Raw genomic sequence first — 24,571 nt, 5'->3', positions numbered from 1 at the left:
CCTCCTACAAATACACACTTACTTTAGCGATTAATCACAATTTAGGCCATGGCTGGCAACTGAAGTGCATCTGATAAAAGGATGAAGGATGAAACGGAATTATGAATTATGAATTATGAGGGATGAAGGATGAAGGATGAGGGATGAAGCTAAGAACAGAGGATTCAGGGGGAGTTTTAACGCAGCGGCGCAGAGGGAAAATAAAGGATGAAGGATGAGGGATGAGGGATGAAACGGAAGGATGAAGGATGAGGGATGAATATTGACCATTCGTGTAATTTGTGGCAAAAAACGAATCTTCGTGCTCTTTGCGACCTTCGCGGTTGCGATCCTTCGTGCTCTTCGTGCGCTTCGTGGATCAAAAAAGGCCTTGTTTTTCAGCGCTAGATGGCCTAAACTAGCTAGAGTCGCAAGAATCTTGCTAGCGAAGGAGTTCGCAACCTATGATTAATCCAACTATTGAAGCCGCAATTAACGATCAAATCAAGCATGAATTTGAGTCGGCCTACTTATACCTCTCGATGTCGGCCTACTTCGAATCGGTTAATTTGGGCGGCTTCGCTCATTGGATGCGCTTGCAATACGAAGAAGAAACCGAACACGCCATGAAGTTGTTCGATTATCTGCACGATCGCGGCGGTCGCGCTGTTTTGCAAGGCTTTGAACAACCTCAATCAACGTTCAACTCATCGCTTGAAGTGTTTGAGTTGGCCTTGCACCACGAAGAAAAAGTTACGGCGTTGATCAATTCGCTCTACGATTTGGCAATCAAAGAGAACGATCATGCGACCCAAATTCACTTGCAATGGTTTATTACCGAGCAAGTTGAGGAAGAAAAAAGCGCCTCGGATGTGGTCGAAAAGCTCAAAATGGCTGGCGATCACCCAGGAGCCTTGTTCTTGTTGAACGAACAATTGGGCAGCCGCGCTGGTGATTAACATTCAGCGCTCGCATCCTAAGGCACGCATTAATCTGCGTGCCTTTTTTGCTGTTTAGTTTTGCTGCGCTTGCCGCCAACGCCACCCTAGCAGCAGCACAATTGCAATGCTATTCAAGCCAATTGAGATATTTTTGAACATAAAGCTCGCCGTCCAGAGGCTTGCCACGCTTGGCAATTGTTCAGGATATTGGCTCAACAGCAGCGCTTCGCAGATATTCTCGCTATAATCGCCAAGCAAATAGAGGCTGGCTAAGCCTGGCAGCCAGCGTTGCCAACCAGCCTGCTCACGAGTAAGCCAGAGCAGCGTTAGACCGAAAAAGAGCCAAACCCCGATTGGCAGCAGCATATCGGGCAGAATGAGCCACAAATGGCTGCTGCGCTGCGTGCCATAGTTGCTCATTAATTCGTAGGCCAACGCTGGACTAACGCTAGTTTTGGCCGAAAAAGCATTCGCCCCGCCGCCCAAATCCAATAAGCCATAACCGCCAGTCCACGAATGAAACAGGGTTGCCAGCAGATTGCTAATGAGCAATAAGACCATCGCTATCCCAAAGGCCCACCAAATCAGGCGTGGTTGGGCAAATTTATGCAGAAATTTGGGCATTGCTCGTTCCTCAATATTCACAGAATTATTGCAATTCAGAGCATAGCGATCTGAGCAAACGCCTGTCAAGCATGAAAAAACCGCTCGAATTGAGCGGCCTTGGAGCTGAGCAGCAATCGGCAATTAACTTGGTAGCAGCACGATAGCTTCGCCCTCGATCAAAGTTTTGCCTTCTTCGTTGAGCAATTGGGTGATTAATGTGGCGATTGGTTTGTCGTCACGCAGGCTTTTGATTTCGGCATAGGCCGTGACCGTATCGCCAATGTAAATCGGGCTACGAAAGGCCAAGTGTTGGTTGAGATAAATTGTGCCTGGGCCGGGCAAATGCATGCCAATCACTGCCGAAATTAAGCCAGCTCCAAGCATGCCGTGGGCGATGCGCCGCCCAAAGCGCGATTCGCGGGCAGCAATTTCGTCGATATGGACAGGGTTGGCATCGCCCGAAATGCCCGCGAACAAAATAATATCGGCTTCGGTGATGGTTTTGCGCAACGTTGCGCTTTGGCCAATTCTATAGCTCATAGTTGAAATCCTTTAATAAGGCATCAGGGGCTAGGATTCAGGAATCAGGAAACTTGATCCAAGAAGCATGAAACCACGAAGCGCGCGAAGGTCGCGAAGATTTCTTATTCCCGCGTCCATGCATTTCCTCCTTCATCCCTCATCATTCATATTTTTGAAGCTCTGCGCCGCTACGTTGAACCTGAACCCTATGCTCTATGTTCTATGCTCTTTGTTCTAATCTAATAGCCAAACAGCTTGCGTAGCTCTGGCTTGACGACCTTGCCACTAGCGTTATGCGGTAGCTCAGGTAGGAAATAAATTGATTTGGGGGTTTTGTAACTGGCGAGGCGTTCGCGACAGAAGGTAATCAACGTGGCCTCATCAAGCTGCATGCTTGGCCGCAACACCACTAAGGCCCGCCCAACTTCGCCCCAACGCCCATCGGGAATGCCAATTACCGCGCATTCTTGTACGGCTGGGTGCTGATAAAGCACGTTTTCAATTTCGGCAGGGTAGACATTCTCGCCGCCAGAAATGTACATATCCTTTTTGCGATCGACGATGTAGAAATAGCCTTCTGCATCAACTCGCGCCAGATCGCCGGTGTAGAACCAGCCTTTTTGCAAGGCTTGGGCGGTTGCCACCGGATTGCGCCAATAGCCATTGCAGACCGTCGGCCCACATAAAATCAATTCGCCAATGCTGTTGGTTGGCATGTCGCGGCCAGCCTCATCAACAATTCGCGCATCAAGGTGGAAAATCGGCTTGCCAACCGAGCCAGCCTTGCGAATCGCATCCTCAGGGTTGAGTGTGAAGCAATTAACCGACACTTCGGTGAGGCCATAGCCTTGGCGAAACGGAATATTGCGTTGTTGATAGGCCTCAATCAACGGAATTGGGCAAGGCGCGCCGCCAGCAATGCAAAAGCGCAGGCTGCTGAGGTTGGTTTGGGCAAAATTCGGCGCTTGCAGCAGCATTTCAAACATGGTTGGCACGGCAAAAAAGATCGTCACATGTTCGCGCTCAATCAACTCTAAACAGCGCGCTGGCTGCCAATCGTGCATCAAGACCATCGTGCCACCAGCGTGCAAAATTGGCAACGTCAGCACATTCAAGCCGCCAGTGTGAAATAATGGGGTGTGAATAATGCTCACATCATCGGCGTGCAAATCCCAGCCCACATTCGTATTCAGCGAATTCCACACCAGCACCCGATGCGAAAGCACAGCGCCTTTGGGCGCGCCAGTCGTGCCCGAGGTATACAAAATCAAGTGCGGATCATCGAGATCGACCGCTTCGCTGATTGGGAGATCGCTGGCTTGAGCCACAAGTTGATCGTACTCAGCACCTAGTTCAATCCAATGCTTGAGCGGGCTTTGGCTGCGCAATGTTGGCAGCATTGAGCCAAATTGGCTATCGTAGAGCAACACGCTGGCGGCGCTATCTTTGATCATATAAATCAATTCGTGCTCAGTTAAGCGCCAATTCAGGGGCACTAAAATCGCCCCAAGCTTGCCAGTGGCGAATAAGGCATCGAGGTAGCCAACTTGATTTTTGGCCAAAATCGCCACCCGATCGCCTTTGCGTACACCAAAACGCTGGCGCAAACTGGCGGCCAAGCGATTGGCGCGACTATTCAATTGGCGGTAGCTATAGCGCTCGCCATCGCGGTCGTCAACCAGCGCTATTCGCTCTGGCGTAAGCAACTCGCGCTTGCCAAGCCAGTCACCAATGTACATTGCAATGCTCCTTTAGAAGAACATAGAGCATAGAACATAGAACATAATCCGTATCTTTAAAAAACTGCTTGAATGCATTTCGATGAAAAAATTCTATGCACTATGCTCTTTAAATTCTTCTCCTTCATAATTTATGTTTTGCCTTGATCTCTATGTTCTATGTGTACTGGTTCATTGGGTTGGCAACCAGGTGCATGCCCTCACCCCCAGCCCCTCTCCCACTGAACGCGGGCGAGGGGAGCCCTGATTCAGCAGTTCCCCCTCGCCCGTTCGACGGGAGAGGGGGTTAGGGGGTGAGGGGGCAAACCGTCGTTAACGCAATGTACCAGTACATCTATGTTCTATGCTCTACTTTCCCCAGCGCACGGCACTTGCGGCCCAGGTATAGCCAGTGCCAGCGCCCGCCAACACTACCAAATCGCCAGCCTTGAGCAAGCCTCGTTGCTGCGCTAAATCAAGTGCCAATTGCTGATCGACCGATTGAATATGGCCATAGTCATCGAGGTAGATTGCTTGCTCAGGGCGTAAACCCAAATCGTGCAACAAGCCTTTATGAAATGATGGCTTCATATGGGTAATTGCCAAAAAGGCAATATCCGAGCGCTGATAGCCCGAACGCGTGACCGCTTGATCAATCACCTTGACAAAATTGGGCTGCGAAACCAAGCCTAAGCGATCGCGCATATCTTCAAGTTGCAAGACATCAAGTTGGTGGTAGCCAGCTTCGACCGTGGCTTGGCTGGTGGGGAAACGTGCGCCACCGCCGCGCATCACCACGTTTTCGCTAAATGAGCCATCAACTAATACCGCCGATTCAAGCACTTGGTTGGTTGCATAATCGCGGCGCAAGAGCATGGCCGAAGCGCCAGCCCCAAAGTTGAACATAAAGCGCGCTTGTTGGTTGTTGTAGCGCACTAGTTCGTTTTCGCGGGCCGCCGAAACCAGCAGCACATTGCGCAACATTGGGTCGGCGCCCATCTGATCGCGGGCAGTTTTGATGGCGACTGGCGAGCCTGCACACAAGGCATAAATTTCGTAGGCATAGGCGTTTTTGGCCCCAATCAGATGTTGAATTTTGGCCGCTGCCGACCACACGACATAATCTTTGTACTCGCTGCCGTGATAGATAATCAAATCAACATCCAACGGATCAAGCTCGGCGCTTGCCAAGGCTTTGCGCGCTGCCTCGGCTGCCATTGCCGATGGTGTGTCGTGAGCTTCGGCCACATGTTTTTGGCGAATGCCCAGTTTTTCGATCACCACGGCTTCGGGAATGTTGGCGGCGATGCCAATTTGGCACGCGGTTTCAACGGCTGCTGGCAGGTAGGTCGCAATCGCAGCAATGCCAATTGGCGGAAATTCGTAACTCATGATTCTGCCTTTGGTTTCATGGCTTGGCGCAGGCGTTCGACTGAGCTGCGGCTGGCTTTACCGCGCAATTTGCGAATCGCCCCCATCAAGCCAGCAGGGAAGAACAACACCAGCACCACATACACGATGCCAAATACAAGATCGGGGCGCAACCAAGCTGGTAAGAGCGCTTGCATAAATTCGCCTTTGAGGCCGTGATCAAGCAAGCGGATGGTCGCAGCACCGAGCATTGGCCCAATCAGCGTGCCAATCCCGCCGATGATCGTCATCAACAAGGCTTGGATGGTCAGATTGACGCTGAGCATTTCGAAACTGGCGCTTTTTTCGTAGAGCACCATCAACATGCCAGCTAAGGCGGCAATCGTCGATGAAATTGCGGTTGCGAGCAGTTTGAAATGCAGCGTGTTATAGCCCAAGGCCGTGGCGCGTGGCTCGTTCTCGCGAATTGCCACAAACACGCGGCCAGTTGGCGAGTTGATCAAGCGTCGCGCCGCGTAATACAGCCCAACCATACAAGCCAAGGTCAAAAAGTAGAAGCGCAAACGATAGGTTGTGGCATCGATTGCCGCTGGCACGACAATTCCTTGCAAGCCAATTTCGCCGCCTGTAATTGGCTTGAGCTTGGGATCATCGGCTTTGAACAAGATGAAGAAAATTTCGGCCAGCGCAAGGGTAATCATCGAAAAATAAACCCCGCTTACCCGCAGCGATAAAGCCCCGACTGCTGCCCCAAGGGTTGCGCCAACGACGATCACCGCTGCTAAGACAATCAGCATTGAGGGCGGCTCTGTTTGGCGCAGCAAAATCGCGGCGGTATAGCCGCCAGCGCCAAAAAACAGCGCATGGCCAAACGAAATCATGCCGGTGTAGCCCATCAACAAATCGTAGCTCAGAGCATAAATCGCCAGAATGAAAATCTGAATAAAGACCCCTTGCCAAAAGCGGGTCGTATCGGCTGCAAAGGCAAATGGCAAACTTGCCAAGCCGCCAATCGCCACAAGTGGCAGCAGTGGGCGCAAACGCTGCATAGCAAACCTCGCCTAAACCTGAGTGAGAAAATCAAGCAGTGCCGTGTTGAACAAGCTTGGTTGTTCGATATGCGGCGAGTGGCCGCAATTGGCCAACACCGTTTCTTGGTATTCGCCGCCGTGGGCTGCGTAGTTTTCAAGCACTGCTCGCATTTGGCCAACCATTGGCTGAGCTGGATGAGTTTCCGCGCCAGGCCAGCCTGGTACTAAGCCCAATTGCCCAAGCATGCACAAATCAAACATCGAGGCATCGGAGACAATTTGGTCGGCATCGCCACGAATCCAGAGCACTGGTGGTTGCGGTTGAATGCTGGCAAAATCGCTTTGGTTCAGATATTTGGGCGATAGCGCATTGTTAACGCCGCCTGTACCTGGTGCAACCAGCGGCCAGTTTGCTGAAGCCACCAAATCGCCTGGGTAATTTTGCGGCGAGCAATACATCTGGAGCATTTCATCAACAAACACATCTTCGCGGCTGGAGCGGAACGGTGGCTTGAAATAAAACGTATTCATAATTGTGCGGGGCGAAACTGGGCCATCGCCGCGATCTTGGTTTTTGAGCGCTTCGATAAAGGCTGCATTGGCAGTTCCGCCGCCGCTACCAGCGTAATCAGGGCTGTTGGGTTGGCCGTCGAGGCCTTGGGTTCCGCCGTATCCATAGGGCGAGCCAGGCGCGACCAAGGTCAGCGAACGCACATTCGCGGTGTGATCAAGCGCATATTGCACAATGATGTTGCCACCCAGCGACCAGCCAACCAAGTGTGGTTGGTTAATGGCGAGGGTTTGGAGCAAACTATCGAGATCATCGCTGAAGTCGCGCACGCCACGAGTTGCATCAAGCGGCAAGCGCTCCGAGCGGCCATAGCTACGCAGATCAGGAGCAATGACATAATAATCGTTGGGCAAGGCCAGCATTAATTCTTCCCAAAAACGGGCGGCTGAAACATTGCCATGCACCAGCACAATAGGCTGATTCTTGGGGTCGCCACGCTCAATCACATGCATTGCCAAGCGCGGCGTTTGAACTACACGGGCGGTTAATCCGGCTAACAATGGTGGATTGAGCATGATCGTTCTCCGTTATTGATAGGGGTAGGGGGATTGAGTGTACTGGTTCATCGGATTGGCAGCCAAGGACATGCCCTCACCCCCAGCCCCTCTCCCACTGAGCGCGGGCGAGGGGAGCGTTAATTCCATGGTTTCCCCTCGCATCGCGCTAGGGGCTGGGGATCGGTATCTCGTTCACTGCCAACCATCTGTTGCCAACTCCAATGATTTTCCGCTAGCCAAAAGCCTAGAGCCTCATCTACTTTTCCCCTTCGTGCCCTTCGTGTTCTTCGCGGTTCCGGTCCTCGATGCCTAGTTTTTCTTGCAATTAGATTTCTCCACCCTTCCGTCCCTCCGCTGGAGGGAAACGCAGGGGGTTTTCATCCCCCTGCACCGCCTAATATTTGGGTTGTGGATTATTTTTAAGTTTCCTTCACCCCATCATTTGTGCTCTTCGTGGTTTCCATTATTCTCCCCTTCGTGCTCTTAGTGCTCTTCGTGGATCAAACCTTCGCGCTCTTCGCGCTCTTCGCGGTTTCCACCCCTATTGTTTATTGAAAATTCCGCCGGGCTTGAGCAATAGCACAACCGCCATGACCAGCACGGTCGAGGCCGAGGCGATGGCGGTGGGCAAGCCTGTTTCGAGCACCAAATGGTCGCTGAAGGTGCGGGCCAGCCCAATTAACAAGGCTCCTGCTGCCGCGCCGCTATAGCTGCCCAAGCCACCAATCACCACCACGATAAAAGCGAAAAGCTGGTATTCCAAGCCCATCTCGGGGTAGACCCCAATGAACGAGGCTGCAACCGCGCCGCCCAAGGCCGCCAAGCCACTGCCAAAGCCAAAGACTACAGTAAAAACGCGGCGCACGTTGATGCCCATCGCTTCGACCATCGCACTATCTTGCACGCCAGCCCGAATCGTCAGGCCAATCCGTGAGCGGCGCAGCACCAAGGCGATAATTACGGCAAGCGAAACGCTCAAGCAGATCAAAAATAGGCTATAGCTGGGGAAGCGGCGGCCCAACAGGCTGAGGCTTTCGGTGAGCATCGGCGGCTTGATTGGCGCACGGCTGAGCGAACCCCACGCTGGAATTGTGCGTACCAAGGCATCAAACACAAATACTAAGCCCAAGGTCAGCAGCACTTGGTAAATTGGCCGTTTGTAAAGTGGGCGAATCAGGCTGATTTCGATCAGGCTGCCAACCGCTGCACCCACCAAGGCTCCCACAATCAAGCCGATGATAAAACGCAGATTACCGCTGGCGATGGTGAGCGGCCAATGGCCTGGGTAAGCTGGGTCAAGCCATTGGTTGCATGTCCAGGCGCTGTAGCCACCGAGCATAAACAGCGAGCCATGAGCAAAATTCAGCACATCCATCAGGCCGAAAATCAGCGATAAGCCAGCAGAGAGCATAAAATAAATTGCCGCCAAGGTCAGGCCAGGCAACAAAATGCCAGTGATTAATTTGGGCCAACTTGCAGGCGCAACCACCAACACTGTGGCGAAAATCAGCACAAATACTGCTGGAATAACCAACGGCGCTAAACGCTCGCGCAACGGCTTGGCTTGAATTGTGGGAGGAGCAGCAACTGCCATACAATCACCTTTTAGGCAGCGCCAAGATAGCGCTGAATCAATTGCGGATTGGCCCGCAGTTCCGTCATCGTGCCATGATCGACGGTTCGGCCATCATCGAGCATAAAGTAGGCTTGGCTGATGGCGCTGGCCATGCGAAAGTTTTGTTCAACCAACACCACCGTGGTATGTTCGCTCAGCGCGGTAATTGCCCGCATCATTTGTTCGATAATTACTGGTGCAAGGCCCTCGCTTGGCTCGTCAATCAATAGCAATTGGGTTTCGGGAACCAAGGCCCGTGCAATCGCCAACATCTGTTGTTGACCACCAGAAAGTTGGCTGCCGAGCAAGCGTTCGAGCCGCTGCAAATCGGGAAATAGGCTGAAGATCAAATCGCCACGTCGCCGTAAATCGCCGCGCTTGCGCTCAGCCAATATTAAATGCTCGGTTACCGTGAGATCGCGAAAAATTGCCCGATGCTCTGGCACATAGCCAATGCCCAATTGGGCAATTTTGAAGGTGCGCAAGCCATTGATGCGTTGGCCAGCAAAGCGAATTGTGCCAGTTTGGGGCGGTGTAAGGCCCATAATCGATTTGAGGGTGGTCGTTTTGCCTGCGCCGTTGCGCCCAAGCAGCGCGGTAATTGTGCCTTGCTCGGCCTGCAACGAGACATCGTGCAAAATATGGTATTGCCCGATGAAGGTCTGAATTTGCTCAACTTCAAGAATTGGTGTCATGGGCGACCTCGTGAGGCTGACTTAGCACATCGTCATACAATTCGCCAAGGTAGGCTTGCTGCACGCGTTTATCTGCTGCAATCGCTTGGGGCGTGCCTTCGGCCAGCACACTGCCACCATGCATCACCGTAATTTGATCCGAAATGCTCATCACCACATCCATGCGATGCTCGACCAAGATGATGGTATGTTGGCCGCTTTGGCGCAGTTGCTGAATAATCTCGATCAATTCGGGCACTTGGTTGGCAGCCATGCCAGCGGTTGGCTCATCGAGCAAGAGCAAGCGTGGTTCACTAGCCAGCAACAAGGCCAATTCGAGCTTGCGTTTATCGCCGTGGGGCAAGGCACTGGCGAGCATATGCTCAACGCCACGCAACCCAACCAACTTGAGCGCGGTTTGTGCTCGTTCGTGGTAGCGCTGGAAGCGATCGCTGTGCTGCCAAAATTTGAAGGTATCGCGGCCCCGCGCTTGAGCTGCCAACCGGACATTTTCAGCCACACTCAGCGAGGGAAATAAACTAGTAATTTGGTAGGCGCGGCCAATGCCAAGGTGAATCATGCGGTGCAAGGGCTGGCCGGTAATCTCGTTGCCAGCAAAAAATACCTTGCCGCTGCTGGGCTTAATCGCGCCACTAATCATGTTGAAGAAGGTCGTTTTTCCGGCCCCATTTGGCCCAATAACCGAATGAAACGAGCCTTCTTCAACTGCGATGCTTACATCACGCACCGCCTGCAAACCACCAAACGAGCGCGAAAGATGGTCAGTTTTCAGCAAAACGTTTGGCATTGGAAGTTCCTTTATTGAGCGAGGGGTCAGGGATCAGGGGCTAGGAGCCAGAAGCTTGCCTGTACGATTCCCCAACTACTGGCCCCTGATCTCTAAATTACTGACCCCTCGGCTTACTTCGTCACCATCACTGGCGGGGCGGTTTGTTCGGCGCTGCGTTCTTGCAGCAACTCAAAGAATTTTGCATCAGGATCGCTGGTGCTAATCAATTTCACCATATACATCGGCTGGAGCGCTTGATGATCGTCTTTGCGGAAGGTGTAGGTGCCTTTTGGCCCCTCAAAGCTCATACCTTCGAGCGCCGCAATCAAGGCATCGGCGTTGGTATGGCCCTTGGTTGCTTCCAAACCGCGCACGGTTGCAATGCCCGAGGCCATGCCGCCAGCGGTAAAGAGATCAGGGTATGAGCCATATTTGGCTTTGTGCTCCTCAACTAACCAATCATTGACCTCGTTCTTGGGCAAAGTGTAGTGGTAGGCGATCATGCCAACCGAGCCAACTGCATCGGCATAAACCATTGGCATGGTCACGTTATCGCCAAAGCCGGTTGCCAAGGTTAATTTATCGAGCACGCCTTGCTCTTGCATTTGCTGGAACAAGCGTGGAAAGTTCGAGCCAGCCCAGGTGACCATCAAGACTTTGGCCTGTTTTTCGTCGGCGGCATCAAGCAATTTTTGCAAGTAGGGCGTAAAGTCGGTCGTATCGGCGGGAATAAACACATCATCGGCGACGAAGGTGCCACCGTTGGTCTCGATGATCGAGCGCCACGAGGCGGCTGAGCCTTTGCCAAAATCGGTGTCAGGAGCCAATTGCACAAACTCTTTGCCAACGTTCTCGACCATATACGGGCCTGCGGTCAAGGCATCTTGCAAGGTGTTGCGGCCAGTGCGGAAAACAAACCGATTGAAATTCGAGCCAGTAATTTGTGGCCCAGCCGCAGGATCAATCATCGCAATGATGTTGTTTTCTTTGGCAATTTCAATCACGGTCAAGGCGCTTGAGGTCGAGGCGCAGCATTGCAATAATTCAACGCCATCTTTTTCAATCAGCTCGCGGGCCAATTGGCGAGCGCGTTCTGGGTTATTTTCATCATCTTTGACAATCACTTCAATGGGGCGGCCAGCCACTTGCATCGTGCCGTTGGTAGCATATTCCAAGCCCAACATAAAGCCATTGATTTCTTGGCTGCCATACAACGACAAGGCTTTGGATTGATCGGTGATTAGGCCGATTTTGATTGGCTTGCCAGTTGCAGCAGCGCTAGCGCTGGTTGGCGCGGCGGTTGGGTCGGTGCTTGCTGTGGTTGCGGCAGGTGCGGTCGTCGCGGGAGGAGCTTGGGTGGCTTGGGCCGATTCACTGGTCGGATTGGTGGTCGTTGGCTCAACTCCGGTGCCACTGCTACAAGCAGCCAAAAGCTGAATTGCAGTAACCAGAATGATCAACATCGAAATCAAACGCTTCATTACGTGCGTCCTCCTTTGGACTATGCAATTGAAGTAGCTCTCACTTCAGCATAGCAAAGGCCAGTTACACTTGAGTTACACTCGTTGCAGCGTTTGTTCTGCTTGTTGATAGGCCGCTTTGGTCGTAGCCAACGGCGCTAAGCCCAAATCGTGCTCCAAGGTTTGTTGGCAGCGCTGATAGCTGCGTTGCAATTGTTGGCGATTGCCAAGCTGAGCATAGGCCATAAAGCTAGCTTGATAGGCGGTTTCTTGATAGGGATCAGCGTGGAGCGCCGCCTCTGTCCATTCCAAAGCCTCGTTTGGCTGCTGTTCGGCCAGCAATAAGTGGGCCAGATCGCATGCTGCTTGCACATAATTCGCCCGCAATTGCTCGCGTAGGCCATTGGCCCAATCGCTATACAAACAATCGCCCAAAAAATCGCCAGCATACAGATTGAGCGCTTGGCGATAGTAATTAATCGCCTCTGTCCGATTGCTGGCGTGGGTTGCCCGTTGTAGCAATTGCTCAAAACGCAGCAGATCAAGCTGAATCGGCGCGGTATCGAGGGCCAAGCGATAGGCAGTATGGCGGCGTTGAATATAGCTTGAGGCTTGACGCGTCGGGCGCTCTGGCTCCAACACGGCGGTGAGCGCATTTAGCGCCACTTTAAATTGGGCTTCTGCTTGGCTCGGCGCTAAATCAGGCCAAAATAGCTCGCAAATTTGCTCACGCTGTATCCATTGGCCACGCTGGGTAATTAACACACCGAGCAAAGCAATTGCCGATTTGCGGCCCCAATTGATGATCTCACTTGAGCCACGCCATGCTCGCAGTTGGCCAAACGCCTGCACATGCAACACATGCGGGGCTTGCCAATGGCTTGGTGGCAAAATCAAGTTTGGCTGTTCCTGAATAATAATGCCACTGCTGGCTGGCTCGCTGCCCAATTGTCCAAGCTGTTGCAGCGCATTAATCCGCGCTTCGGTCATCACCAACATGCCAAGCGAGATGATGGTGTGAGTGCGTTCGAGCCACCAAGCCAAGGCATCTGGCTCACGTTGCAAGGCTTGTTTTAAAAATTGGGTCATGACATTGGTCGAGAGATGGGTCACCAACATGCTATGAACTGGCGAAATGCCTTGTTGTGCCCGCTGCACTGCCACATTGCGCCAATAATCTGCATACACCGAGGTTGTGCCTTGGGCCAAATCAATCTCGATTGAATGGATCGCGTTGTAGAGCGCCATTTTGACATGCTGCTGCGGCAAACTGGCATACACAGGCACATGGTTCGCAACAATTTGCGCAGAAACATGGTCAACAAAATCGGGCAAGAGTTGGTGAAAAACACGTACTACCTGTTGCATACGCTACTCCTCAGCAGTGAGGTGATGGTTGGTCGAAGCAGTTGAGGTTATTTAAGCATTGAAACAATATTATAGCAGAGCTGTGAAAAGGATGAAGTATGAGGGATGAAATTAGAGCATAGAGCATAGAACATAGGGAATAAGGCTATAGGCGATAGGCGATAGGCTATTGGTACATCAGGTTAATTACGGCCTGATCCCCTCACCCCAACCCCTCTCCCACTGGACGCGGGCGAGGGGCTTTAACGCTGTGGTTCTTGCGCAATGCTTGGTGAAAATGCGTGCTCCCCCTCGCCCGCGTCCAGTGGGAGTTAGCTTCAGTCTTTTCGGGTGTTCCCATAACAATGGGTGAAAATGCGTGCTTCCCCTCGCCCGCGTCCAGTGGGAGAGGGGGCTGGGGGGTGAGGGCATGAAACATATTGCCAACCTAATGAACCATTACATCTATGGGCTATTGGCTTTGGGGAAGGAATATGTTGCACTAATCTGTGGCTAAAAATTTAACCTTCGCGGCCTTCGTGTTTTTCGTGGTTTCCGTCCTTCGTGCGCTTCGTGTCCTTCGTGGATAAAAAACTGTGCGTTAAAATCTCGCTCTCTGGTATACTCGTACATATTTGCTAAAAAGCGAGGCGATGATGACGACGATTGCATTTTTACGCGCGATCAACATTACCAACCATTTTGTGAAGATGGAAGATTTGCGCGCGGTGTTGGTTGGCCAAGGCTTTGAGAATGTCCAAACCTACATTCAATCGGGCAATGTGGTCTTCGCTGATCCAACGATCAGCTATCCAGAGGCTGAAACATTGATTAATCGCCAGCTTGAGGCCCGTTTGGGCTTTGCAGTCGAAACATTTTTGCGCTCAGCCAGCGAGTTGGTCGAGCTTGAACAGGCTTGCCCATTCGAACCAAGCGAAATCGATCCCAAAGCTGCGTTATATGTGACCTTTGTGCGCCATGAGCCTGATGCAGAGGCCCAAGCCCGTTTAGCCAAACACCAAAACGAATTGGATACGTTTCGCATTACTGGGCGGCATGTTTGGTGGTTGCGCCATAAACAGGTTGGCGAGAGTAAATTTAGCGGCGCAAAATTAGAGCGGGCACTCAAACAAGCAGGAACCGCCCGCAATATCACCACAATTCGTGCTATGATCACTAAATATGGCTTTACAAAGGCCTAAACATCAAGCCAAAGGTGGTTCTATGCATGAGCGAATTATTGTTGGGGCTGGCTGTTTTTGGGGTGTCGAAGAAGCCTTGCGCTCGATCAAGGGCATCATCCAAACCCAAGCGGGCTATGCTGGCGGCTGGACTGAGCATCCAAGCTATGAGGATGTTTGTGCTGGCACAACCGGCCATGCAGAGGTCATCGAATTACAATTTGATCCAACGATCATCAGTTTGGTTGAGCTATTGAACCAATTTTGGGCAATGCTGGAGCCGCCGCTAGATTCCGATCCGCAATATCGCCCGCTGATTATTTGCAGTACCGCTGCGCAGTTGGAGCTAGCTCTGGCCAGTAAGCTAGCGCAACCGCGGCTGGCTGATCTCAGCATTGAAATCTTAATTGATTTGCCGTTTTACCCCGCCGAGGAGTATCATCAACAATGCTACAGCAAATGGCGCACGCGCTTCGAGCGCAGGGCTAAAGCTGTTTAATCAAATCTTGAATCAGTTCGTGATTGATGCCAGCGCCTGCCATTGCTCCCCCAGCGGCGGCATTGATGGCTTGTTGCATGCCTGCGGTGGCATCGCCAGCTGCATATACACCTGGCACGCTGGTTTGACCAAGCATTTGCACTTTGATTAAGTTTGGCATTTGGGGATTATCGGAAACTTCGCAGCCTAATTGGGCTGGCAATTGGCTGCGTTGGCGTTGGGGCACGCCAATCAACAAGCCGCTGCGAGCTAATGGCTCACCTTGGTCGAAAATCAAATGCGTCAGTTGGCCATTAGCTTGCTCAATCCCCACCAAGCGATCTTCGCGAATTGGCAAATTGAGTTTGGCCAAGATTTGGCGTTGTTCTAGGCTAAGTTGGGCCTCGCCATTGGTACAAACCACTAAATCGCTACTCCAATTTTGCAGCAAGGTTGCGACGTGAAACAGGCGATCAGCATCGGATACTAAGACGGCCAACGGTTGATCGCGCACTTCCCAGCCGTGGCAGTAGGGGCAGTGAAACACGCTTGATCCCCATAATTCGGCGATACCGTCGATTGCTGGCAATTCATCGATTACACCTGAGGCAATTAATAATTTGCGGCTGCGTAATTCGCTGCCATCATCAAGCGTCACCACAAAACCGCCGTCGATCGCTTGAGCCTGCTCGGCGGTGGCGAAACGCACTTCCACGCTTGGATACGGCTTAAGCTGATCGCGGCCAATTTGGCGTAGCTCAGCCGGCAAAATCCCATCACGTGAGAGAAAATTATGCACGCCAGGCGATTGGGCATTGCGCGGCCGTTGGCTATCGAGCACCACAACCGTACGTCGCGCCCGACCTAACACCAAGGCTGCACTCAAACCAGCGACGCTGCCCCCAACAATAATCACATCAAACATTCCATAAACTCCTTATTGATACTTAATATCAATATATAAGGGTTTTGTTGAATTGTCAAATCTGTAATGATCGTTATAGTGATTACTCTTAAAATCTGGAACAATGGTTTATTTTTAAGTAGTATTGGATTGACAATCCGTTTTTTTGGTTTATGCTCTTGGTGATAGAGAGCCACAATCTCCTCGTTTTCGCCTCAAACTCTTTTTCGACATCCGCTTTTTGGTCTTAGCTTATTGATTAGTGAGGCTTATTTCATGACGATTACATGGAGCCTATTGGGGAAGCGTTTTTTACAAATAGGATTAATATTTGTAAGTCTTTGGGCCATTTCAAGTCATCCAAATACTGTATTATCGGCGCATAGTGCTTATACTGGCGATGCAGAGACATATGCGAAGGATTATCAAGTTAGCCTCGATGAAGCCATCTATCGATTGAATATTCAAGAAGAAATAGGGATCTTGGAGCAAGATTTACAAACAAAAAATTCGGCTGTATTTGCAGGTATATGGATTCAGCATCAGCCCAAATATAGCATTATTCTGCATCTCGTTGCCGATCCAAATCAACGGATTGCTACTTATTTAAAAGCTCATAAATTATATGCACTGATTGATATCCAATTCGTAAAAAGATCGTATAACGATCTTGTAGCAACCCAAGCACAGATTCAAGCCCTCTCGAAGGTTCTCAAGCAACCAATTGCATCATCAATTACTATTAAAGAAAATATTGTTGAAGTCTATACAGAAAATAAATCGCTACTTATTAGCCAGATACAAACAAAGAATAACAATCTTCCTGTAGATATTGTGATTAAAGAGCAATCATTACCCGTTGCTCAAACCCAGTGGTATGCAGGAAATTCGTTGCCGGGCTGCACCACGAGCTTCTCGATCAAGAATAATGCGACTGGTGTACGTTATATAATGACCGCTGGCCATTGCCAAGATAGCTCTATTTCGCCACCATTTAATCCCCTTCCGGTAGCATCAGGTGGCAATCTTGTGCTTTCTTATAGTTTTCAAAACGGCAGTGGTTATGATTATAAAGTGCTCACAAAGCCACAAGCAAGCGATACAATCACAAATTTAGTTCGTGATAACGCACCGCCTTTTTATAATCATTCAATTACTGGCTACCGATTTATGACCCCAACCATTGGTACCTATCTTTGCAAATATGGTAAAACAACAGGCTATACATGCGGCACGATTACAAGTACAACTTTTAGCTTAAATGGCACAACCCCAGCCAGCTATATTGAGGTTTTGCGCTCAAATACTAGTAGTGCATTATCGTGTTATGGCGATAGCGGTTCTCCATGGTATGCAGGGCAAATAGCCTATGGTGTTCATACTGCTGGCAATAACGTGCCATGTGGCATTAATAGTAGCCTCGGTTACTTTATGCCTATTGCAAAGATTTTTGATCATGGCTATTCGCCACTGTTAGTGCCATAACTGCGATGCGAACATATATGATAAAACAGATCTATCTGGCATTGAGCTTGTTATTACTAATCATTAGTGGTTGCGCTGCCTCAAACCCAACCAGCCAACCAACCGTTGGATTGGTTTTTCCCCAAGTGCGACCGAACAGCATTGGTCAAGTGCCGCAAGCCATTGCCAGCGGCGAACTGATTATTCGTGGTAATTGCCTGCGCCTTGAACCTGCCAATAATCAAGCAAGCTATCTGATTATCTGGAATGAGCAATTTCGGCTTGAAAAAACGATGATCAGCGACCTCCAAACCGCTCAGCAGGTGGTTGTTGGTTCAGAGGTACGGCTGGGCGGTGGCGAAGTTCAGCCAGAATTTTTCACGCATTTGGTGGCTCCACTCAATAATGCCTGTAGCGGCCCATATTGGTTTGCCAGCGAGATTATTCCAAACTAAAACGAACAAGCCCGATTCCTTGATTGGAGTCGGGCTTGCTTGGTTCAATTCGGCGATTATGCGCCGTAGGGAACCCAGATATTTTTGATTTGGCTGGCGTGGCGCAAAAATTCTTCGCCCTCGCCAACTCGTCGATCGAGCCAATCGCGGCTTTCGCCGTAGTTGACCCAAGTTTGTTTGAGATTGCCAATTGAACTGCGTTCAACCAAGGCGCTGCCCTCAGCACTGCCCCAATACCACAAACCATCAATGTCGTTGTGCTCGGCTAGCACTTTGGCCAAACTATCGCGGTCGCCAGTGATGATGTTGACCACGCCAGCAGGCACGTCGCTGGTATCCAGCACTTGATACAAATCGGTGGCTGAAAGCGGATGTTCGGCAGATGGAATGATGATTGCGCTATTGCCCAAGGCGATGGTTGGCGCAAGCAGCGAAATCAGGCCCAACAATGGATAATCGCTTGGACAAACCAAGCCAAGCACGCCGATTGGCTCGACCATGGCGAGAGTTGCGTTGCGCACTGGCGTGGCATGCACCGCGCCATCATATTTATCGGCCCAAGCAGCGTAGGTGAACAAGCGCTCGATCGCAGTTTCAACTTCAAGCTCTGCATCGTTGCGGCCTGTTTGCTGGCGAATGCGTTGAGCAAATTCGCTGGCGCGTGCGCCAAGGTTTTCAGCCAAGAAATAGAGCACTTGCGCGCGATTGTAGGCGGTTGCTGCCGACCATGTGTTGGCGGCGCTACGAGCCACTTCGACCGCATTACGAATATCTTTGCGGCTGCCATCGCCAACTTCGCCCAGCGTTTCGCCATTGCTGCCAACCACAATGCGGCTATAGCCCGAATCGGGGCGGGCTTGCTTGCCACCAATATAGATTTTTGGCGTGCGATCAAGCGCTGGCATGCCATTGCTGACTGGAGTTGTAACTGCTGCTGTGGCAGGGCTGGCCTTAGTTTTGAGCTTTTTGACCTCGGATTTTTTGAGGTATTCGTATAAGCCTTCTTTGCCACCTTCGCGACCATAGCCGCTTTCGCGATAGCCGCCGAAGCCTGCTGCTGCATCAAACAAGTTGGTGCTGTTGATCCAAACCACGCCTGCTTTGACCCGCGCTGCGGCGTGGAGCGCCACGTTAATATCTTCGCTCCAAATGCTGGCAGCCAAGCCAAAACGGGTGTTGTTGGCGATGGCAATCGCTTCATCGGGCGTGCGGAAGGTCATCGTGACCAACACAGGCCCGAAAATTTCGACTTGAGCCAAGGTTGAGGCGGGAGCCACGTTGGTGAACAAGGTTGGTGGGTAGAAATAGCCATCGGTTGGGCATGCCCACGATGGTTGCCATTTGACTGAGCCTTCTTGCTCGCCTTCGGCCACCAATTGCTCGATTTTTTGCAATTGGGCTGGGGCAACAATCGCCCCAATATCAATCGCTTTATCCAAGGGATCGCCAATGCGCAATTGCTCCATGCGGGTGCGCAACTTGCCAATCAGCTTATCGGCGATATTTTCTTGCACCAACAAGCGTGAGCCAGCGCAACAAACTTGGCCTTGATTGAACCAAATCGCATCGACCACGCCTTCGACCACGCTATCGAGGTCGGCGCTATCAAAGACGATAAACGGCGATTTGCCGCCAAGCTCCAACGAAAGCTTTTTGCCAGTGCCAGCGGTGGCGCTGCGGATAATTTTGCCAACTTCGGTCGAGCCAGTAAAGGCAATTTTGGCAATATCAGGATGCTTGACGATTTGCTCGCCAACTTTGCCATCGCCAGTGACGATGTTGACCACGCCCTTGGGCAAGCCAATTTCATGGCAAATTTCGGCAAACGCCAAGGCGGTTAATGAAGTCCATTCGGCGGGCTTCAAGACCACCGTGTTGCCCATGGCCAAGGCTGGGGCAATCTTCCAGGCCAACATCAACAAGGGGAAGTTCCACGGAATAATTTGGCCAACCACGCCCAGCGCCTCGTAGCCTGCCAAATCGCTCTCTTGCAACTGCGCCCAGCCAGCGTGATAATAGAAATGGCGGGCAACCAGCGGAATATCAATATCGCGGGTTTCGCGAATTGGCTTGCCATTGTCGAGCGTTTCGAGCACTGCGAAGCGTCGCGAATGCTTTTGGATTTGGCGTGCCAAGGCATACAGATAGCGTGCACGCACATGGCCACTGGTTTGCGACCATGCAGGAAAAGCCGCCTTGGCAGCGGCCACAGCAGCATTAACTTCATCGCTGCTGGCTTGGGTCACTTGCGCCAATACACTGCGATTAGCAGGATTGATCGAATCAAACAAGCGCTCGTTGGCGGCTTCAGTCCATGTACCATTAATATATAGCCCGAAACGACGGCTATGGGCATCTAGCCACTCGTGGGCAGGAGCAGCTGCTTCTGGGGCAGGGCCATAGCTCATTGTTTCGTAAATCTCCAGCAATGTGCTCATCATCGAGTCCTCGTGTGTGTTATTCAGTCGTTTTGTGCCATCCTAACAGGCTTAAGCGATTCACGCAAAGGTATCTCCCCTCAGCCCAACCCCTCTCCCGTGGTGCGGGCGAGGGACTTTAACGCTGTGATTCTTGCACAATTCGATAGTAAAAACAGGTGCTCCCCCTCGCCCACGTTCAGTGGGAGAGGGGGCTGGGGGGTGAGGGAACTAAAAACAAAACGAGGGCCAAGAACATATTAATTCCTGACCCCTGACAACTGAATTCTAGCCCCTTGGCACTACCATTGCGCCAAGCTGGTTTGTTCGTGCTCGATTTGGTCTAAGAACCACGAGGCTTCCATGGCTGCCATACAGCCACTGCCAGCGGCGGTGATTGCTTGGCGATAGACGTGATCTTCGACATCGCCAGCCACGAACACTCCAGGAATGTTGGTACGGGCACGGCCTGGGCTAACGATATAGCCATTTTCATCCAAATCGATTTGATCTTTGAACAACCATGTGTTGGGAATATGCCCAATGTAGGGGAACACGCCATCGGCAGCGAAGGTTGATTCCTCGCCGGTTTTGACATTTTGCAGGCCTACGCCTTCGACCTTAACTGTGCCTTCGACTTTGGTTACCACGGTATCCCAAATAAACTTGATCTTTGGGTTATTTTGGGCACGTTCAATCAACACTGGGTCGGCGCGCAATTGGTCGCGGCGATGGATGACGTGCACTTCTTTGGCATAGCGAGTCAAGAACAAACTTTCATCCAAGGCGCTATTGCCGCCACCAACCACGACCAAGGTTTTATCGCGGAAGAAGAAGCCATCGCACACAGCACAATAGGAAACGCCGCGATTAGCCAATTCTAATTCGCCTGGCACACCCAATTTGCGGGGCGAAGCGCCAGTTGAAATAATCAAGGTTTCGGTTTCGACAATCGTGCCGTTATCAATATGCAGCTTGAAAGGCCGTTCGCCCAACTCAACTTTTTCGACAATTCCATCTAAAAAGTGGGTGCCAAAACGCGCTGCTTGTTTTTCCATTTTATCGGCTAAATCAAAACCATTAATTGCATCGGGGAAGCCAGGATAATTTTCAACTTCGCTGGTGGTGGCAATCAAGCCGCCAGGCTGAATCCCGCGAATAACCAACGGGGTTAAATTGGCCCGCGCAGCATACAGCGCCGCCGTCAACCCTGCTGGCCCCGAACCAATCACGGTTACTTTTTGCTTTTCCATCTGAATAAGGCTCCTTTGTTGGCAGCATCCCCGCATTTCCAGTTGGCATGGTCGCTGCATGTCGCATCAGTATAGCACGACTTATTGCTAGTATACATCAATTCTGTAATAAACGCTACACTTTATTATTTGATGTTTCTTTTTGGGTATTTACCAGCCAAATGCCGCCAATCACCAAGCTGCCACCGATAATTTGAAAGATCTGCAAAGGCTCGTTTAACAGCGGAATTGAGATCAGCGCGGTCAAAACAGGCTGGCCCAACAAGCTGACTGAAGCAGTGGCTGCTTTAATGTGACCAAGCGCATAATTAATTGCCAGCCAGCCGCCGAGGTGCGAAACCAAGCCCAAGCCAAGCAACGACCACCACGTTTTGGCGCTGAAGCCAATAATGCTAAAGCCACCGATTAAGCACAACAAGCCCAAAATTACAACACTTACCACGATGCCCAACGTCATAAATGTCAGCGTATCAAGCTCGGCGCGGGCGCGTTGGGTTGTCAGCAAATAAGCAGCATAAAAACCACCAGCCGAGATCGCCAGCAAATCGCCACGGCTGATCGTGAGCTGCTGCAAATTCTCGCCCATAATCACCACCACGCCAATTAGCGCAATTGCCATGCCCCACCAAAAGCGCTGCGGCAAGCGTTCGCGAAAAATTAGCCACGCCCCCAAGCCAACCCACAACGGCGCGTTATTGGCAAACAAGGTTGAGTTGGCTGCCGAAGTCAGCAAAATTGCCGTGTTCCACAAAGCCAAATCGAAGGCGAAAAAAACGCCGCCCAGTAGCGAAAGCCGCGTGGCCTGCTTGGGCAGATGTTTAGGCCGTTTGGCAAACCACCAGGGCACTAAAATAACCGCTGGAATGAGCATGCGATAAAACGCCGAAACCGGCCCGGGCACAGCTGCCCATTTGACCCAAATCGCCGATAGCGCGATACAAACAATCCCAATTGCCAGCGCCACATAGGCCCGCCACGGAATTTCGGCTCGATTTTGATTGGTTGAAACTTGCACTGCCTGCATCGAAGTACCCGCTATCTGCACGCCCTAGGTTGTGCACGTATTTGCATAGGTCAATATGGCCAGTGTACCATGAAGAGCGGAGCGCAAGGAAAAGTCAGAAGTCAAAAATCAAAAGGGGTCAGGATTCAGGGATGAGGCTCTTGGCTATAGGCTATATATAATAGTTCATTAGGTTAACCACGGCTTGATCCCCTCACCCCAACCCCTCGCCCACGTGGCGGGCGAGGGGCTTTAACGCCGTGGTTCTTGCGCAATACGGCGGTAAAAACCCGTGCTCCCCCTCGCCCGCGTTCAGTGGGAGAGGGGGTTGGGGGGTGAGGGAACATGGGTGCCAATCTCATGTATCAGTACAGCTGTACTAGTTCATGAGGTTAACCACGGCTTGATCCCCTCACCCCAACCCCTCGCCCACGTGGCGGGCGAGGGGCTTTAACGCCGTGGTTCTTGCGCAATACGGCGGTAAAAACCCGTGCTCCCCCTCGCCCGCGTTCAGTGGGAGAGGGGGTTGGGGGGTGAGGGAACATGGGTGCCAATGCAATGAACTAATACAGCTATTGGCTTTGGGCTTTAACTTGATCCTTCGCTTCTTTGCGCCTCTGCGTTAAAAATATGATCCCCAAATCCTATGTTCTATGCTCTAACCTTCATCCTTCCTCCTTTTCTCTGCGCCTCCGTGTTAAGCAATCAAATCAAAATTTCATCCCTCATAATTCTTCCTTCATACTTGGTTTGTGCTACCATGAGGCGAAGCTTTGGCTTGCAGCAATGAATTTTTACGATTAGGATAGAAGCATGACTGATCAATCACCGCAGGAGCACCCAATGACAGAGACGGCAACAATGGCGATGCCGCAAATTCACGACTCCATTTTGGACGCAATCGGTAACACACCGTTGGTTCGGTTAAATCGCGTCAATCGTGGCGTTCGCGCCCAAGTCTTGGCCAAAGTCGAATACATGAATCCAGGTGGTTCGGTTAAAGACCGAATTGGGATTGCCATGATCGAAGATGCCGAGCGCTCTGGCCGCCTCAAGCCAGGTGGCACGATTGTTGAACCAACTAGCGGCAATACCGGTGCGGGCTTGGCAATCGCTGCGGCAATTCGTGGCTACAAAACGATTTTTGTTATGCCCGACAAAATGAGTGACGAAAAAATTCGTTATTTGCGTGCTTTAGGCGCGAAGGTTGTCATTACGCCAACCGCCGTCGAGCCAGATGATCCACGCTCGTATTACTCGGTTTCTAAACGCTTGGCTGAAGAAACGCCCAACGCAATTTTGGCTGGTCAATATTGGAATCAAGCTAATCCCGATGCCCACTATCGTTCAACCGGCCCCGAAATTTGGCGGCAAACTGCTGGTAAAATCGATGCCTTTATTGCCGGCATGGGCACGGGCGGCACGATTAGCGGCACAGCTAAATTCTTGAAAGAGCAAAATCCTAATATTCAAGTTGTTGGTATCGATCCAGTTGGCTCGTTGTATACCGACTATTTCCGCACTGGCCAGCTTGGCCCAGCCTTTGGCTATAAAGTCGAAGGTGTCGGCGAAGATTTCTTGCCAACCACCATGCACTTCCAATATGTTGATGATGTGGTGCAAGTTGGCGATAAAGAATCGTTCGTCATGACCCGCCGCATGGTGCGCGAAGAAGGCTTGTTTGTTGGTGGCTCGTGTGGCATGGCTGTGGCTGGAGCGATGCGCTGGTTGCGGGCCCAAAATTGGGATGAAAGCAAAACCGCAGTCATTTTGCTGCCCGATTCTGGCGTGCGCTACATTAGCAAAATCTTCTCCGACGACTGGATGCGCGAAAACGGTTTCTTGGAAAGCGAACCAATCAGCCAATTGCTCGATATTCGGCCTCGCTCGGTCATTTCATCCAAGGCAACCCACACGGTTGCCCAAGTTATCCAAGATATGAAGGCCAACGATATTTCACAAATGCCAGTCGTCCGCGACGATGGCACGTTGGTCGGCTTGATCACCGAAGTCGATTTGTTGGATTACCTGCTTTCGGGCGCTGGTCAGATGGATCACCAAATTAGCGATATTGTTAGCAGCGCCGTGGCAACCGTCGGTCCCGACACCAGTATTGATGCCTTGACCGAAGTATTTAGCCGTGGTCAAGTGGCGGTTGTGGTCGATGAATCCGAGGTTGTGCGCGGGATCATCACCAAAATTGACATGATTGATTATTTAGCCAATAAGGCATAAGATCTAGCCGATCGCTTTCGTGCGTTGGCTTGCAAGATCAGCTTTGGCTCAAATCATCA

21 protein-coding genes are annotated in these 24,571 nt (G+C 51.3%); 6 read left to right on the top strand and 15 right to left on the bottom strand.

Annotated features, from left to right (window positions below; all coding sequences use genetic code 11):
* Positions 1–443 precede the first annotated feature (443 nt).
* Entirely contained in the window at positions 444–938 is a 495-nt protein-coding gene (locus ACFMKP_RS24090) for a ferritin (RefSeq protein ID WP_382296240.1), read from the top strand.
* A gap of 54 nt (positions 939–992) precedes the next feature.
* Here the strand turns inward: ACFMKP_RS24090 and ACFMKP_RS24085 are convergent, their stop codons facing one another.
* The 11 genes from ACFMKP_RS24085 to ACFMKP_RS24035 form a co-directional block, all read right to left on the bottom strand.
* Positions 993–1,544, bottom strand: a complete 552-nt coding sequence (locus ACFMKP_RS24085; RefSeq protein WP_382296237.1) for a hypothetical protein — start codon at positions 1,542–1,544, stop codon at positions 993–995.
* A gap of 123 nt (positions 1,545–1,667) precedes the next feature.
* Entirely contained in the window at positions 1,668–2,066 is a 399-nt protein-coding gene (locus ACFMKP_RS24080; protein WP_382296234.1) for a MaoC family dehydratase, read from the bottom strand.
* 221 nt (positions 2,067–2,287) lie between these two features.
* Complete coding sequence (locus tag ACFMKP_RS24075) at positions 2,288–3,787, bottom strand: long-chain fatty acid--CoA ligase (RefSeq protein ID WP_382296231.1); 1,500 nt, start codon at positions 3,785–3,787, stop codon at positions 2,288–2,290.
* 348 nt (positions 3,788–4,135) lie between these two features.
* On the bottom strand, positions 4,136–5,158 hold the full coding sequence (locus ACFMKP_RS24070) for a 3-oxoacyl-ACP synthase (protein ID WP_382296228.1): 1,023 nt from the start codon (positions 5,156–5,158) through the stop codon (positions 4,136–4,138).
* Positions 5,155–6,186, bottom strand: a complete 1,032-nt coding sequence (locus ACFMKP_RS24065; protein WP_382296225.1) for a branched-chain amino acid ABC transporter permease — start codon at positions 6,184–6,186, stop codon at positions 5,155–5,157. Before ACFMKP_RS24065 ends, ACFMKP_RS24070 begins: the two co-directional genes overlap by 4 nt.
* A 12-nt stretch (positions 6,187–6,198) precedes the next feature.
* Positions 6,199–7,254 carry an alpha/beta fold hydrolase gene (locus tag ACFMKP_RS24060; protein ID WP_382296222.1) on the bottom strand — a complete coding sequence of 352 codons (1,056 nt, stop codon included), beginning with the start codon at positions 7,252–7,254 and terminating at the stop codon, positions 6,199–6,201.
* Between the two features lie 523 nt (positions 7,255–7,777).
* Entirely contained in the window at positions 7,778–8,830 is a 1,053-nt protein-coding gene (locus ACFMKP_RS24055; RefSeq protein ID WP_382296219.1) for a branched-chain amino acid ABC transporter permease, read from the bottom strand.
* A gap of 11 nt (positions 8,831–8,841) precedes the next feature.
* Positions 8,842–9,546, bottom strand: coding sequence for an ABC transporter ATP-binding protein (locus tag ACFMKP_RS24050; protein WP_382296216.1), 705 nt, complete (start codon positions 9,544–9,546; stop codon positions 8,842–8,844).
* On the bottom strand, positions 9,530–10,333 hold the full coding sequence (locus ACFMKP_RS24045; protein WP_382296214.1) for an ABC transporter ATP-binding protein: 804 nt from the start codon (positions 10,331–10,333) through the stop codon (positions 9,530–9,532). Before ACFMKP_RS24045 ends, ACFMKP_RS24050 begins: the two co-directional genes overlap by 17 nt.
* Before the next feature lie 113 nt (positions 10,334–10,446).
* Positions 10,447–11,796 (bottom strand): substrate-binding domain-containing protein, encoded by a 1,350-nt coding sequence (locus ACFMKP_RS24040; RefSeq protein WP_382296211.1) that lies wholly within the window; start codon positions 11,794–11,796, stop codon positions 10,447–10,449.
* A gap of 75 nt (positions 11,797–11,871) precedes the next feature.
* On the bottom strand, positions 11,872–13,143 hold the full coding sequence (locus ACFMKP_RS24035) for a BTAD domain-containing putative transcriptional regulator (RefSeq protein WP_382296208.1): 1,272 nt from the start codon (positions 13,141–13,143) through the stop codon (positions 11,872–11,874).
* Between the two features lie 632 nt (positions 13,144–13,775).
* Here ACFMKP_RS24035 and ACFMKP_RS24030 point away from each other — a divergent pair.
* Both ACFMKP_RS24030 and msrA read left to right on the top strand, forming a co-directional pair.
* Positions 13,776–14,324 carry a DUF1697 domain-containing protein gene (locus ACFMKP_RS24030; protein ID WP_382296205.1) on the top strand — a complete coding sequence of 183 codons (549 nt, stop codon included), beginning with the start codon at positions 13,776–13,778 and terminating at the stop codon, positions 14,322–14,324.
* A 22-nt stretch (positions 14,325–14,346) separates the two neighbouring features.
* Positions 14,347–14,802, top strand: coding sequence for a peptide-methionine (S)-S-oxide reductase MsrA (msrA, locus tag ACFMKP_RS24025; RefSeq protein WP_382296203.1), 456 nt, complete (start codon positions 14,347–14,349; stop codon positions 14,800–14,802).
* Here msrA and ACFMKP_RS24020 read toward each other — a convergent pair.
* Positions 14,789–15,706: an NAD(P)/FAD-dependent oxidoreductase gene (locus tag ACFMKP_RS24020; protein WP_382296200.1), complete on the bottom strand. Its 918-nt coding sequence runs from the start codon at positions 15,704–15,706 to the stop codon at positions 14,789–14,791. The genes msrA and ACFMKP_RS24020 overlap by 14 nt on opposite strands.
* A gap of 255 nt (positions 15,707–15,961) precedes the next feature.
* Here ACFMKP_RS24020 and ACFMKP_RS24015 point away from each other — a divergent pair, with 255 nt between their 5' ends.
* The gene (locus ACFMKP_RS24015) at positions 15,962–17,170 is read left to right on the top strand and encodes a S1 family peptidase (RefSeq protein WP_382296197.1); all 1,209 of its coding nucleotides are present in this window, start codon (positions 15,962–15,964) and stop codon (positions 17,168–17,170) included.
* Between the two features lie 17 nt (positions 17,171–17,187).
* Entirely contained in the window at positions 17,188–17,604 is a 417-nt protein-coding gene (locus ACFMKP_RS24010) for a hypothetical protein (protein ID WP_382296194.1), read from the top strand.
* A 56-nt stretch (positions 17,605–17,660) separates the two neighbouring features.
* Here the strand turns inward: ACFMKP_RS24010 and ACFMKP_RS24005 are convergent, their stop codons facing one another.
* The 3 genes from ACFMKP_RS24005 to ACFMKP_RS23995 all read right to left on the bottom strand — a co-directional run bounded on the left by ACFMKP_RS24005 (position 17,661) and on the right by ACFMKP_RS23995 (position 22,298).
* Positions 17,661–20,042, bottom strand: coding sequence for an aldehyde dehydrogenase family protein (locus ACFMKP_RS24005; protein WP_382296294.1), 2,382 nt, complete (start codon positions 20,040–20,042; stop codon positions 17,661–17,663).
* Positions 20,043–20,323: 281 nt separating this feature from the next.
* On the bottom strand, positions 20,324–21,274 hold the full coding sequence (gene trxB / locus ACFMKP_RS24000) for a thioredoxin-disulfide reductase (RefSeq protein ID WP_382296191.1): 951 nt from the start codon (positions 21,272–21,274) through the stop codon (positions 20,324–20,326).
* A gap of 115 nt (positions 21,275–21,389) precedes the next feature.
* Positions 21,390–22,298, bottom strand: coding sequence for a DMT family transporter (locus ACFMKP_RS23995; protein ID WP_382296188.1), 909 nt, complete (start codon positions 22,296–22,298; stop codon positions 21,390–21,392).
* Between the two features lie 822 nt (positions 22,299–23,120).
* Here ACFMKP_RS23995 and ACFMKP_RS23990 point away from each other — a divergent pair.
* A complete protein-coding gene (locus ACFMKP_RS23990) occupies positions 23,121–24,512 on the top strand; it encodes a cystathionine beta-synthase (protein WP_204753596.1) in 1,392 nt (463 codons plus the stop codon).
* Positions 24,513–24,571 lie beyond the last annotated feature (59 nt).

The organism is Herpetosiphon sp. NSE202 (genome assembly GCF_042688385.1).
Lineage (GTDB): Bacteria > Chloroflexota > Chloroflexia > Chloroflexales > Herpetosiphonaceae > Herpetosiphon.
This window is presented reverse-complemented; position numbering and strand designations above follow the sequence as displayed.